We start from the raw sequence: 13,793 nt of genomic DNA, 5'->3' as shown, positions 1-13,793 counted from the left end.
GGGTGTGGAGGGGGCCGTCGGGGGCCAGGAAGCCGGTGTGCGTGTCGCCGGCCAGGAAAGCGGGATTTGTGAGAATTCGTACGAGCAGGTCCCGATTAGTGGTCAGCCCGTGGAGCTTCGCCCGCCGCAGCGCCGTGACCAGCCGCCGCACCGCCTCCCCCCGCGACGAGCCGTGCGCCACCACCTTGGCCAGCATCGCGTCGTAGTACGGCGACACCACGGACCCCGACTCCACGCCCGCGTCCACGCGCACGTCACCGGGCACCTCGAACCGCCGCAGGACCCCCGTCTGCGGAAGGTGGCCGTCGTCCTCCGCGTACAGCCGGGCCTCCACCGCGTGCCCGGCGGGCTCGGGCGGGCTCGCCGGCAGCGCGGCGCCCTCGGCGATCTCCAGTTGCAGCCGCACGAGGTCGACGCCGTGGACCAGCTCGGTGACGGGGTGCTCGACCTGGATCCGGGTGTTCATCTCGAGGAACGCCACCCGGTCGCCCTTGACGAGGAACTCCACCGTCCCCGCCCCGACGTGGCCGACCGCCCGCGCGGCCCTGACGGCGGCCTCGAACAGGTGCTCCCTCAGCCCGGCGGAGATACCGGGCGACGGGCACTCCTCGACGACCTTCTGGTGCCGCCGCTGCACGCTGCACTCGCGCTCGCCCAGCGCCCACACGGTGCCGTGCCGGTCGGACACCACCTGGACCTCGACGTGCCGGGCCGCCTCCAGCAGCGGCTCCACGAACACGGTGCCGTCGCCGAAGGCCGCCGCCGCCTCCCGCCGCGCCGACTCGACCTCCCGCGCCAGCTCTCCCGGCTCGCGCACGATCCGCATGCCCCGGCCGCCGCCACCGGCGGACGCCTTCACCAGCAGCGGGAACCCGCCCGGAGCGGCGGGGTCGAGCGAGGGCAGCACGGGCACCCCCGCCTCCGCCATCAGCCGCTTGGCGGCGACCTTGGACCCCATGGCCGCGATGGCCGCGGGCGGCGGGCCGACCCACACCAGCCCGGCGTCGAGCACGGCCTGCGCGAACTCGGCGTTCTCCGACAGGAAGCCGTACCCGGGGTGCACGGCGTCCGCCCCGGTGGCGCGGCAGGCGGCCAGGATGAGCCCGGCGTCCAGGTAGGTCTCCGACGGGTGCGCGCCCGGCAGGCGTACGGCGAGATCGGCCTCGGCGACGTGCGGCGCTCCCGCGTCGGGGTCGGAGTGCACGGCGACCGTGGAGATGCCGAGCGAGCGGCAGGTGCGGAAGACGCGGCGGGCGATCTCGCCCCGGTTCGCGACGAGTAGCCGGGTGATCACGGGCGGAACACCCCGAATCCCGCCGGCTCCGGCACCGGCGCGCTGTTGATCGCCGACAGACACATGCCGAGCACGGTACGCGTGTCGCGCGGATCGATGACCCCGTCGTCGTAGAGGCGTCCCGACAGGAAGAACGCCAGAGACTCGGCCTCGATCTGGTCCTCCACCATGGCGCGCATCGCCGCGTCGGCCTCCTCGTCGTAGACCTGCCCCTTCGCCAGCGCCGACGCCCGGCCCACGATGGACAGCACTCCGGCGAGCTGCGGGGGGCCCATCACCGCCGACTTGGCGCTCGGCCAGCTGAACAGGAACCGGGGGTCGTAGGCCCGCCCGCACATGCCGTAGTTGCCCGCGCCGTAGGAGGCGCCCATGACGATCGTCAGGTGGGGCACGGTCGAGTTGGACACCGCGTTGATCATCATCGCGCCGTGCTTGATGATGCCGCCCTGCTCGTAGTCCTTGCCGACCATGTAGCCGGTCGTGTTCTGCAGGAAGACGAGGGGCGTGCGCGACTGGTTCGCCAGCTGGATGAACTGCGTGGCCTTCTGCGACTCCTCGCTGAACAGCACGCCCTGGGCATTCGCCAGCACGCCGACCGGATAACCGTGGAGCTTCGCCCAGCCCGTCACCAGCGAGACGCCGTACGTCGGCTTGAACTCCTCGAACTCGCTGCCGTCCACCACCCGCGCGATCACCTCCCGGGGATCGAACGGCACCTTCAGGTCCTCGGGGACGATGCCGAGCAGCTCGTCAGCCGGATAGAGCGGCTCGCGCGCCGGCCCGGGGACGACACCCTGCTTGCGCCAGCCGAGCGAGCGCACGATCGAGCGCCCGATGCGCAGCGCGTCGTGCTCGTCCTCCGCCAGGTAGTCGGCCAGCCCGCTCACCCTGGCGTGCATCTCCGCCCCGCCCAGCGACTCGTCGTCGGACTCCTCGCCGGTCGCCATCCTGACCAGCGGAGGCCCGCCCAGGAACACCTTGGCCCGCTCGCGCACCATCACCACGTAGTCGCTCATCCCGGGCACGTAGGCACCGCCGGCGGTGGAGTTGCCGAAGACGAGCGCGACGGTCGGGACGCCCGCCGCTGACAGCCGCGTCAGATCGCGGAAGACCTGCCCGCCGGGGATGAAGATCTCCTTCTGCGTGGGCAGGTCCGCGCCGCCGCTCTCGACCAGGTTCACGTACGGGAGGCGGTTGCGCAGCGCGATGTCCGCCGCGCGCAGCGACTTCTTCAGCGTCCAAGGGTTGGAGGCGCCGCCGCGAACCGTCGGATCGTTCGCCGTGATCACGCACTCGACGCCCTCGATCACGCCGATCCCGGACACCATGCTCGCCCCGACGGGGAAGTCGCTGCCCCACGCGGCCAGTGGCGACAGCTCCAGGAAGGGGGAGTCGGCGTCGACCAGCAGCTCGACGCGCTCGCGCGCGAGCAGCTTGCCGCGCGCGCGGTGCCGCTCGACGTATTTCCCGCCGCCCCCGCCGACCGCCCTCGCGTGCTCGGCGTCCAGCTCGGCCAGCTTGGCCAGCATCGACGCGCGGCGCCGCCGGTGCTCCTCGCCCGCCGGGTCGAGTCTGCTTCTGATCACGTGCCCTCCTCCGGCCGCGCCGAACGTGACGCGTCCGTCAAGCCGATGGCCCGCGCCCACAGGCGGGTCAGATGGCCGACGGCCGTCTCCTCCGCCGCCTGCTCGCCCGGGTCGAGCCAGACGTGGGCGAAGTGCTCGACCGTCCCGCCCGGCATGCGTACGCGGGCGTTCGGGTCACCCGGGAAGGGGGGCTCGACGGCAGCTCGACGCGCGGAGGTCAGCTGCAGTGGCTCCAGCCGGACTTCCAGCTCTGCGAACCCCACGAACCGCCCCAGATCACGCACTTCTTCTTCGCCGACAGCTTGACGGGGCCCGCGTACGCGGTGAACTTGCCGGGGTTGCTCCCCTTGCTGCCCTTCTTGACCTGGAGCAGCGCGTTCATCGACATTTTGCCCTTCCAGACCAGGCGCGACATCGTGACCACGCAGTTCTTGCCCGCCTTCGCGTTATAGGCGAGGTAAATCGTGGCATTGCTGCCCAGGGCGTGCGAGTCGATGAGCTTGTAGCCGGAGCCGCACACCTGCGTCGGGCTGTACGGGTTCTTCTTGGGCGCGACCTTCTTCGGGGCGGCGGCCCCCTTGGGCCGCTTGACCACCGGCAGGGTCCGCGTGGGGCCCGCGGTCGGACGCAGGGTCGGCTCCGGGTCGGGGTCGACCATCGTCTTCTTCTTTTTCCTGGTCGGTGTGGGCGTCGGCTGCGGCCTGCGGTTCTGCGGGACGGGCGCCTGGGTGTGGCGCGGACGCGGGGTGACGGTCCGCTTGGGCTTCCTGGGCTTCTTGGTCGTCGGGTCGATGTCCAGGGTGGGGACGGGCGCCGTCTCCGTCGGGAGCGTCGTGGCGGGCGGTTTGCCGGGCTGCCCGGCGCCCGAGCCGTCACCCGGCGTGCCGTTCGAGGAGTTGCCCACCGGCACGACCGGTACTTCCTGGCTGTTGGCCTGCACCACGACCGCGCCGACGACCACGAGCAGGGCCGCGGCGGCGGCGCCGGAGAGCGCGAGGGTCAGCGTGCGGCGCTGCTTGCCGGACGCGCCGTCGTCCGGCCGCGGCGAGCCGCCGCCCCGCTGGTATCCGCCGCCCGGGGGCACGCCGGGGCCGTGGGGCGGCATGCCGGCTCCCGCGCCCTGCGGACCGCCCTGGGGCGCCCCCGCGTACGGGGAGCCGGGCCCCTGAGGGTTCTGGGAGCCGCCACCCCCCGCCCCGGGCATCGGGGACGGCTGACCGCCCGGATGGTGCGGTCCAACGGGACCGCCGCCGGAGTGGGGACCGTTGTGCGCCATGCCCCCTTGGGGAGCGCCGGCTGCTCCCCTCGCGGGACCGGCCTGACCGGGCACGTGGGGGACGGGCCCGCTGAGCCCCGGGTTGTGGCCGGCACCCGGTACGGGACCGCCCTGGCCGTGATGCCCTTGACCTGGCCCGCCCTGGCCGGGATGCCCCTGACCTGGGACGGGCCCGCCCTGGCCGGGGACGGGCCCGCCCTGGCCCGGTTTGCCTTGACCGGGGACGGGGCCGCTCTGCCCGGGGTTGCTCTGGCCAGGGATGTTCGGGATGGGCCCGCTGAGTCCTGGGTTGTGCCCGGCACCGGGGACAGGGCCGCTCTGACCGGGGGGTCCCTGGCCTGGGAGGGGACCGCTCTGCCCGGGGTTGCCCTGGCCGTGCTGGGCGGCGTGGGGAGGCGTGACGTACTGGCCGGTCTGCGGGGGACCCACGGGCTGCGGTCCCGTCTGGAGCGGGCCGCCCACGAGGTTGGGACCGGTCGGCTGCGTCCACGGGCCGGGGTAGACGTCCTCCGTGCCCTTGTCAGCGGGACGCCCGCTCTCCTGCTGCGCCGGAGTGCCGGTCTGGGCGGCTTCGGCCTGCCGGCCCATCGGTTCGACGGCGGACTTTGGGGCCGGCTGGCCGGTGAGGTCGACGATGAGCTCGTCGGCGGCGGGCCGCTGCGCGGGGTCCTTGGACAGGCAGGCGGCCACCAGGTCGGCGAGCACGCCCTCCATCGCGCCGAGCTCCGGCTCCTCGTTCAGGATGCGGTTCATCACCACGGGGATGGAGTCGGCGCCGAACGCGGGCTTGCCCGTCGCCGCGAACACCATCGTGACGCCCCAGGCGAACACGTCCGCGGCCTCCGACACGGCCGCCCCGGTGAGCTGCTCGGGCGCCAGGTACGACGGCGTCCCCATGGCCATGCCCGTGGCCGTCGCTCCAGGGGAGTCGAGCGCGCGGGCGATGCCGAAGTCGATCACGACGGGACCCTCGGGGCCCATGAGCACGTTGGCGGGCTTGAAGTCGCGGTGCAGGATGCCGGCGCGGTGGATGGCGGCGAGCGCGGTGGCCGTGCTGATCGCGAGCCGTTCGAGCGCGGCGCCCCGCCGCGGCCCCTCGTTGATGACCAGTTCGCGCAGGGAGGGCCCGGGGACGAACTCGCTCACGATGTACGGGCGGCTGCCCTCCAGGTCGGCGTGGAGCACGGGAGCGGTGCAGAACCTGGCCACCCGCTGCGCCACCGCGACCTCGCGCAGGAACCGCGTCCTGGCGTCGGTGTCGGCGACCAGGGCGTTGTGCAGCAGCTTGACGGCGACCTGTTCCCCCGAGTCGCTCTCGCCGAGATAAACGATCCCCTGGCCGCCCTCGCCGAGCCGGGCGACGATGTCATACGTCCCCAGCCGCCGCGGATCGTCCGCCTCCAGCGGCTGGAACTGATTCACGTCGGACCCCCATCACAACCCAGTAGATGAGGCAAAACGCTACCAGCGAGACCGTTGGGGCGTCTGCCGGACCTGTCAGAACCTTCACGTTTTGACGGCGTAAGTCAACGTTCCTTCGCAGGTCGTGTGCTTCGCGAACCCCTAGGTCACGGCTTGATGAAGCCGAGATCACATGTCAGATCGCCTTGCCGGGGTTGAGGATGCCCAGCGGGTCGAAGACCGCCTTGATGCCCTGCTGCACCTCCGTGGCGACCGGCCCCGCCTCCAGGGCCAGCCAGCGCTGCTTGAGCAGGCCGACGCCGTGCTCTCCCGTCAGGGTGCCGCCGAGCTCCAGCGCGTGCGTGAACACCTCGTCCGCCGCGGCCCACACCTCGGGGGGCGGCTCGATGGTGCCGTGCTCGAAGATGAAGACCGGGTGCAGGTTGCCGTCCCCCGCGTGTGCGACCGTGGCGATGCGCACCCCGTGCCGGGCCGCCGCCGCCTCGATCGCGGTGATCATGTCAGGCAGTACGGAACGCGGCACGCACACGTCCTCGACCAGGCACGCGCCCTGCCGCTCCTTGGCCTGGTAGGCGAGCCTGCGCAGCCCGATCAGCTCCTCGGCCTCCTGCGGGCTGGAGGAGACGGCCACGAAGGAGGCGCCGTTCGCCATGCACAGCTCGTCCATGCGCGCGGCCATCGCCTGGCCGTCCGTCGCGTCCGACTGGCCGATCAGCATGGCCTGGGTCTGCGGTTCGAGGCCGATGTTGCGCCAGTCGTCGATGGCCTCCAGCGTGGCCCGGTCGAGCAGTTCCATGAGCGAGGGCTGGCAGCCGGCCGCCATGATCGCCGACACGGCGGCGCCCGCGTCCCGCAGCGAGCCGAACTCCGCGGCGAAGGTGGCAGGAGCCGTGGCGGGCGCGCGACGCAACCGGACCGTGGCCGCCGTGATCACGCCCAGGGTCCCTTCCGAGCCCACGAAGAGCCCGGTCAGGTCGTAGCCCGTGACGCCCTTCATCGTGCGGCGGCCGGTGTCGAGAATGCGCCCGTCGGCCAGCACGACCTCAAGACCGAGCGCCGAGTCCCTGGTCACGCCGTACTTGACGCAGCGCAGCCCGCCGGCGTTGGTCGCCAGGTTCCCGCCGATCGTGGAGATCTCGTACGACGACGGGTCGGGCGCGTACATCAGGCCGTGCTCCCTGGCGGCCCTGTCGAGGTCGGCGGTGATGACGCCGGGCTCGACGACGGCGATCTCGTCGGCGGGGGAGAGCTCCCTGATCGCGGTCATCCTGGCCAGCGACAGGACGACCGAGCCGTCGCCGGCGACGGAGGCGCCCGCCAGACCGGTCCCCGCGCCGCGCGGCACCACCGGCACCCGGTGCTCGGTGGCCCACTTCATGGTGGTCACCACGTCCTCGCGGGAGGCGGCGAGCACCACGCCGGCCGGCTTACCGGGCTCCAGGTACGTGCGATCGCGGGCGTAGGAGTCGATCACATCCGGATCAGTCAGGACGCGACCTTCGGGGAGCAGGTTCGCCAACGCATCAATCGGTCTCACACCATGCACCTTAAGGTGCAGATCGCCGCAACTCGGAAAGGACCCCCTGAGTACGGTTTGCGCAGGCCGTGGCTTAGGGCCAAACTGCCCGGGTGAAAGTCAGGTGCCCGGTGTGTACGGAGGCCGACCAGGTCGTGGCGGTCCCCGGAGCGGTCGCCGCGGGGACCACGTACAAGATCGGGCGGGTCCGGCTGCCGGGGGCGCGTGAGGTGGCCGACCTACCGATGGCGGCCTCCCTCGGCGCCTCGAAGCACGTCATGAGCCGCACGCAGCTCGCGGTCTGGTTGTCGTTCCCCAGCCGCCACTACACGCCGTGGGCCAGGAACCAGGGTTACATCATGCTGCTCCTCGCGGCCCTGGCCCATCTGGTCATGTCGCTGGTCATCGCGATGGGCCAGGACCCCAACTGGGGCGAGGCGCTGCTCGCGCCGTTCTGCCTGACCGGCCTGTTCTGGGGGCTCGGGCTGCTGAACGTGCTCGGTTCGTACGGCGCCCGCAAGCGCGACGACAGCGAGGCTCCGGCCAGGGAGAAGGCCATGGCCGTGTGGGAGCACCTGTGCTACTGCGCCCGCGACAACGTGGTGTTCGAGCCGGGGGTCGGCGTCTCGTTCCATCCGAGCGAGACGCGCGAGTACATCTTCGGCTTCCGGCCGGGTCGCTGACTCAGCCCCGCTCCTCCGCCACCAGGCGCACGCAGACGGCCAGGCCGTTGATGGCCTGCTCCAGCTCGTCGAGCTCGGGGTAGGTGGGGGCGATCCTGATGGTGCGGTCGCCCGGGTCGTCGCCGTAGGGGTGGGTGGCGCCCGCCGGGGTCAGCGCGATGCCCGCCGCCTTCGCCCTGGCCACGACCTCGGCGGCGTGCTGCACCTCCAGGCTGATGAAGTAGCCGCCCTTCGGGCTCGTCCAGGTGGCCAGGCCGCCGAGCTGCTCGGTCAGGATCTTGTCGACCAGCTCGAACTTCGGCCCGATCAGTTCGGCGTGCCTGCGCATGTGGGCGGCGACCCCCGCGCCGTCGCGCAGGAACTCCACGTGCCGGAGCTGGTTGAGCTTGTCGGGGCCGATGGACTGCTTGGCGGTGTTGTGCAGGAACCACTCGACGTTGGCCGGCGAGGACCCGAAGAAGGACACGCCCGCGCCCGCCAGCGTCACCTTCGAGGTGGAGGCGTAGACGAACACGCGGTCGGCGTTGCCCTGCGCGGCGCTGAGCGCGAGCAGGTCGGCCAGCTCGGCCGGGGTGTCGGTGAGGTGGTGCACCGCGTAGGCGTTGTCCCAGAAGACGCGGAAGTCGGGCGCGGCCGTGGGCATGGAGGCCAGTCTGCGCACGGTCTCGTCGCTGTAGACGATGCCGGACGGGTTGCTGTACTTCGGCACGCACCACATGCCCTTGACACTGGCGTCGGAGGCGACCAGGCGCTCGACGACGTCCATGTCGGGCCCGTGGGCGTTCATCGGGACGGGCACCATCGTGATCCCGAACCGCTCGCAGATCGTGAAATGCCGGTCGTATCCCGGCACCGGGCACAGGAACGTGACCTTCGGCTCCTCCACCCACCGGCGCGCGGCCCCCGGCAGCGGCGTCAGCAGCGCGTGCACGATCGTGTCGTGCATCAGGGCCAGGCTGGCGTTGCCGCCGACGACGAGCTGGCCCGCGGGCACCTGCACCAGCGGGGCGAACAGCTCGCGCAGCTCGGGCAGGCCCTGGAGGTTGCCGTAGTTGCGGCCGTCGGTGCCGTCGGCCGCGCGGTAGGACGTGGGCAGCCCGAGCATGTCGTTGGAGAGATCGAGCTGGCGCGGTGACGGCTTGCCCCTGGTGAGGTCGAGCTTGAGCCCTCTCTCCACGAGGGCGGCGTAGTCACGCTGAGCGGTCACGAGATCTCCTCCACGTCGGTCCGGCTACGAAGGATAGAAGACGCCCCGACGTGAAGGGGCACCTGCCCCGCGACAGCGGAACGCCGGCGCCCCACGGGAGCACCAAGCTTTGACGGCGGATGTTAAAGAACGACTTCCCGAGCGGCGCGCGTTGGCGTGGAATGGGTAGATCGGGGCAGTCAGGCCGGCCGCACCGGGCGGACCGTCTGACCAGCGGCATCTGCGCCAGCACATCGCAGGTGGCACTCCCCACTGGCACTCCGCACTGGAGGGAGCGGCCGTGACGACCGTTCGCGAACCCTCGATCGAACAGGTCAGGCGCCGGCGCACCGGGACCGTCATCGCCTCCTGGTTGTCGACCACCGATCACAAGGTGATCGGCTATCTCTATTTGATCACCTCGTTCGGGTTCTTCCTCGTGGCGGGCCTCATGGCCATGATCATCAGAGCCGAGCTCGCCGCGCCGGGACTGCAGCTGGTCAACCAGCAGCAGTACAACCAGCTGTTCACCATGCACGGCACGATCATGTTGCTGCTGTTCGCCACGCCGCTGTTCGCCGGGTTCGCGAACGTGATCATGCCGCTGCAGATCGGGGCGCCCGACGTGGCCTTCCCCCGGCTCAACGCGGTGGCGTACTGGTTGTTCCTGTTCGGCGGGCTGATGGTGCTGGCCGGGTTCCTCACCCCGGACGGCGCGGCCGACTTCGGGTGGTTCGCGTACACGCCGCTGTCGTCGTCCATCTACTCGCCGCAGGTCGGCGGTGACCTGTGGATCATGGGACTGGCGTTGTCGGGGCTCGGCACGATCCTCGGAGCGGTCAACTTCATCACCACGATCATCGGCATGCGGGCGCCGGGCATGACGATGTTCCGCATGCCGATCTTCTGCTGGAACGTGCTGCTGACCAGCATACTCGTGCTGATGGCGTTCCCGGTGCTGGCCGCCGCGCTGCTCGTGCTCGAAGCGGACCGCAAGCTCGGCACGCAGATCTTCCTCGCCGAGAACGGCGGACCGCTGTTGTGGCAGCATCTGTTCTGGTTCTTCGGCCATCCCGAGGTCTACATCATCGCGCTGCCGTTCTTCGGGATCATCACCGAGGTCATCCCGGTCTTCAGCCGCAAGCCGATCTTCGGCTACATGGGACTGGTCGGCGCGACCATCGCCATCGCCGGGTTGTCGATGACGGTCTGGGCGCACCACATGTTCGCGACCGGGCAGGTGCTGCTGCCGTTCTTCTCGTTCATGACGTTCCTCATCGCGGTGCCGACGGGCGTGAAGTTCTTCAACTGGATCGGCACGATGTGGCACGGGCATCTCACGTTCGAGTCGCCGATGTTGTTCTCGGTCGGCTTCCTGGTGACGTTCCTGCTGGGCGGGCTGACCGGGGTCATCCTGGCCTCGCCGCCGCTCGACTTCCACATCAGCGACACCTACTTCGTCGTCGCGCACTTCCACTACGTGGTGTTCGGCACGGTGGTGTTCGCGATGTTCGCCGGGTTCTACTTCTGGTGGCCGAAGATGACCGGCCGCATGCTGGACGACAGGCTGGGCAAGCTGCACTTCTGGACGCTGTTCGTCGGCTTCCACATGACGTTCCTCGTGCATCACTGGCTGGGGCAGATCGGCATGCCCCGCAGGTACGCCGACTACGGCCCGGGCGACGGCTTCACCTTCCTCAACGAGGTCTCGTCCGCCGGCGCGTTCCTGCTCGGCGCCTCGACCCTGCCGTTCCTCTACAACGTGTTCAAGACCGCGAGGAGCGCGCCCAAGGTCACCCTCGACGACCCGTGGGGTTACGGCAACTCGCTGGAATGGGCCACGAGCTGCCCGCCGCCGCGGCACAACTTCACGTACATGCCGCCGATCCGCTCGGAGAGGCCCGCCTTCGACCTGCACTACCCGCACGAGCGGGAGGAGGCGACGCAAGGGGGTGACGCTCACGAGGTGGGGCCGCGCGAGGATACGGGCGACTGACCTTTCCCTAACCGGTGCTCGGTGCTTGTGTGGAGGTGACGTTTCGCCTATCTAGGGAGATCGGCGATGACCGGCACGAAGCGCCCCTTCGACCCCGAGACGGCTCCCTGCGGGAAGAGGTCCGGTGGCGAACGCCTCCTCGACGACGACGAGTACGGTCTGGTGATCCGCGACCAGTTCTTCGACTGCGGCTGCCGGATGATCAGACACGAGTACCACGACGGCAGCATCCACCTGTCCGCCATCCGCCACGACGGCAAGCGGGTGAAGGACCCGATCCAGCCCGACCACGGGAAGTGACGTACATGATCGATGTGCTCATCGTCGGAGGAGGCGGGGCGGGCCTGCGCGCGGCGGTCGCGGTCGCCGAGGAGGATCCCGCGCTCAAGGTGGCGGTCGCGTCGAAGGTCTATCCGATGCGCAGCCACACGGTCTCCGCCGAGGGCGGGGCCGCAGGGGTGATCGGCCTCGACGACACGCTCGACGAGCACTGCTACGACACGATCTCCGGCGGCGACTGGCTGCCCGACCAGGACGCGGTCGAGGCGTTCGTGGCCGAGGCGCCGCGCGAGCTGATGCAGCTGGAGCACTGGGGCTGCCCGTGGAGCCGCGAGCCGGACGGGCGGGTCGCCGTGCGCCCGTTCGGCGGCATGAAGAAGATGCGCACCTGGTACGCCGCCGACAAGACCGGCTTCCACCTCCTGCACACCCTCTTCCAAACGACCCTGAAATATCAGGACATCATCAGGTACGACGAGTGGTTCGTCACCAAGCTCGTCGTCGACGACGGCCGCGTCCACGGCGTCGTGGCCGTCGAAATCAGGACCGGCCGCATCGAGACCATCCCCGCCAGGACCGTCATCCTCGCCACCGGCGGATGCGGCAAAGCCTTCCCCTTCACCACCAACGCCGCCATCAAGACCGGCGACGGCATGACCCTCGCCTACCGGGCCGGGGCGCCGCTGAAGGACATGGAGTTCGTCCAGTACCACCCGACCGGCCTGCCGTTCACCGGCATCCTCATCACCGAGGCGGCCAGGGCGGAGGGCGGCTGGCTGATCAACAAGGACGGCTACCGCTACCTCCAGGACTACGACCTCGGCACCCCCACGCCCACGCCGAAGCTGCGCAGCATGGAGCTCGGCCCGCGCGACCGGCTCTCCCAGGCGTTCGTGCACGAGCAGGAGAAGGGCCGCACCGTGGACACGCCGTACGGGCCGGTCGTCCACCTGGACCTGCGCCACCTCGGAGCAGGCAAGATCGACGCCCGCATCCCGTTCGTGCGCGAGTTGTGCCGCAGCTACCAGAACCTCGACCCGGCCACCGACCTCATCCCCGTGCGCCCGGTCGTGCACTACATGATGGGCGGCGTCCACACCGACATCGACGGCGCCACCCCCGTCGCCGGGCTGTACGCGGCCGGGGAGACGGCCTGCGTCAGCATCAACGGCGCCAACCGGCTCGGTTCCAACTCCCTGCCCGAGATCCTCGTCTTCGGCCGGCGGGCGGGCGTCGCCGCCGCCGGGTTCGCCCGGTCGCACAGGAACGGCGAGCCGTCCTGCGTACGCACCCAGGGGGAGGACGAGCGGCGGCGGCTGGAACGCGCGCGCGGGGGCAGGGGCCACGGTGAGCGGATCGCCGACCTGCGCGAGCAGATGCAGCACACGCTCGAAGGAGCGGCGGGCATCTACCGCACGGGCGACGCGCTGGCCAAGGCCGCCGACACGCTGGCCGAGCTGCGCGAGCGCGCCGAGGAGGCCCGCGTCGACGACACGAGCACGACGTTCAACACCGAGTTGATCAACCTGCAGGAGCTGCACGCCATGCTGGAGATCGCGCAGACGATCGTCGCCTGCGCGCTCGACAGGCGGGAGTCGCGCGGCGCGCACCAGCGCACCGACTTTCCCGTCAGGGACGACGAGGCGTTCCTGGCGCACTCGCTGGTGCACCGCGCCCCCGACGGCACGCCGTCCGTCGGCCTGCTCCCCGTGACGATCACCCGTTGGCCCCCGGGAGAAAGGGTGTACGGCCGTGACTGAAACCGACGCGGTGAGCCGAGCCGAAGGAGAGGGCGGCGCGACGGCGGGGACCAGGACCCTGCGGATGGAGGTCTCGCGGTACCGGCCCGGGGAGGACGACGAGCCGGTGCTGCAGGGCTACGACGTGCCGCTCATGCCCGACTGGGCCGTGCTCGACGGGCTCAACTACATCAAGGACCGGCTCGACGGCAGCCTGTCCTACCGCTGGTCGTGCCGGATGGGCGTGTGCGGCTCGTGCGGCATGACCGTCAACGGCGAGCCCAGGCTGACCTGCGGCACGTTCCTCACCGAGTACGGCGACGGCCCCGTGCGGATAGAGCCGCTGAAAGGGTTCCCCGTCATCAGGGACCTCGTCGTGGACATCGACGACTTCCTGGCCAAACTGTCGTCGGTGCGGCCGTGGCTCGTCAGGGACGGCGAGGACCTGCCGCTGACCACGGAGTACGCCCAGACGCCCGAGCAACTGGAGGCGTACCGGCAGTACAGCATGTGCATCAACTGCCTGCTGTGCTACTCGGCCTGCCCGGTCTACGTGCTCGACCCCGACTTTCTCGGCCCGGCGGCCATCGCGCTCGCCCAGCGCTACAACCTGGACTCGCGCGACATGGACGACCGGTTCGACGTGCTCAACCTCGACGACGCCGTGTGGGGCTGCACGTTCGTCGGCGAATGCACGCGGGCCTGCCCCAAGCACGTGGACCCGGCCGAGGCCATCCAGCGTTACAAGCTGACCGCCGCCCTGCGTTCGGTGCTGCCCTGGAGCAGGCGATGACGGCCCGGGGGACGGCCCGGGGG

Annotated in this window: 11 protein-coding genes; 5 read left to right on the top strand and 6 right to left on the bottom strand. The window is 70.8% G+C overall.

Going from position 1 to position 13,793, the window contains the following annotated elements; translation table 11 throughout:
• The 5 genes from E1267_RS37890 to E1267_RS37870 all read right to left on the bottom strand — a co-directional run.
• Positions 1–1,294 (bottom strand): acetyl-CoA carboxylase biotin carboxylase subunit (locus E1267_RS37890; protein WP_132340153.1); only part of this gene is annotated, 1,294 nt, incomplete at its 3' end.
• Complete coding sequence (locus E1267_RS37885; protein WP_246064509.1) at positions 1,291–2,823, bottom strand: acyl-CoA carboxylase subunit beta; 1,533 nt, start codon at positions 2,821–2,823, stop codon at positions 1,291–1,293. The genes E1267_RS37890 and E1267_RS37885, both read right to left, overlap by 4 nt.
• Positions 2,824–2,876: 53 nt before the next feature.
• Positions 2,877–3,143: a hypothetical protein gene (locus tag E1267_RS37880; RefSeq protein WP_132340149.1), complete on the bottom strand. Its 267-nt coding sequence runs from the start codon at positions 3,141–3,143 to the stop codon at positions 2,877–2,879.
• Positions 3,098–5,578 (bottom strand): serine/threonine protein kinase, encoded by a 2,481-nt coding sequence (locus tag E1267_RS45430; RefSeq protein WP_181957896.1) that lies wholly within the window; start codon positions 5,576–5,578, stop codon positions 3,098–3,100. The genes E1267_RS37880 and E1267_RS45430 overlap by 46 nt, the downstream gene beginning before the upstream one ends.
• A gap of 175 nt (positions 5,579–5,753) precedes the next feature.
• A complete protein-coding gene (locus E1267_RS37870; RefSeq protein WP_246064508.1) occupies positions 5,754–7,115 on the bottom strand; it encodes an FAD-binding oxidoreductase in 1,362 nt (453 codons plus the stop codon).
• A 92-nt stretch (positions 7,116–7,207) separates the two neighbouring features.
• On the opposite strand from E1267_RS37870, the gene E1267_RS37865 reads away from it, so the two are divergent.
• Entirely contained in the window at positions 7,208–7,777 is a 570-nt protein-coding gene (locus E1267_RS37865) for a hypothetical protein (RefSeq protein WP_132340147.1), read from the top strand.
• Between the two features lies 1 nt (position 7,778).
• Here E1267_RS37865 and E1267_RS37860 read toward each other — a convergent pair whose 3' ends face one another.
• Positions 7,779–8,984, bottom strand: coding sequence for an aspartate aminotransferase type Ic (locus E1267_RS37860; protein WP_132340145.1), 1,206 nt, complete (start codon positions 8,982–8,984; stop codon positions 7,779–7,781).
• A 280-nt stretch (positions 8,985–9,264) separates the two neighbouring features.
• On the opposite strand from E1267_RS37860, the gene ctaD reads away from it, so the two are divergent.
• The 4 genes from ctaD (at position 9,265) to sdhB (ending at position 13,770) form a co-directional block, all read left to right on the top strand.
• Positions 9,265–10,959, top strand: a complete 1,695-nt coding sequence (ctaD, locus tag E1267_RS37855; protein ID WP_132340143.1) for an aa3-type cytochrome oxidase subunit I — start codon at positions 9,265–9,267, stop codon at positions 10,957–10,959.
• A 66-nt stretch (positions 10,960–11,025) separates the two neighbouring features.
• Positions 11,026–11,259, top strand: coding sequence for a hypothetical protein (locus E1267_RS37850; RefSeq protein ID WP_132340141.1), 234 nt, complete (start codon positions 11,026–11,028; stop codon positions 11,257–11,259).
• A 5-nt stretch (positions 11,260–11,264) separates the two neighbouring features.
• Complete coding sequence (frdA, locus tag E1267_RS37845) at positions 11,265–12,998, top strand: fumarate reductase (quinol) flavoprotein subunit (protein WP_220449870.1); 1,734 nt, start codon at positions 11,265–11,267, stop codon at positions 12,996–12,998.
• Positions 12,991–13,770 carry a succinate dehydrogenase iron-sulfur subunit gene (gene sdhB, locus E1267_RS37840; RefSeq protein WP_220449869.1) on the top strand — a complete coding sequence of 260 codons (780 nt, stop codon included), beginning with the start codon at positions 12,991–12,993 and terminating at the stop codon, positions 13,768–13,770. The genes frdA and sdhB overlap by 8 nt, the downstream gene beginning before the upstream one ends.
• Positions 13,771–13,793: the final 23 nt, after the last annotated feature.

Origin of the sequence: Nonomuraea longispora (assembly GCF_004348345.1) — a bacterium.
GTDB classification, from domain to species: Bacteria; Actinomycetota; Actinomycetes; order Streptosporangiales; family Streptosporangiaceae; genus Nonomuraea; species Nonomuraea longispora.
Note: the sequence above shows the minus strand (reverse complement) of the source record. Positions and strands in the feature narration are given on the sequence as shown.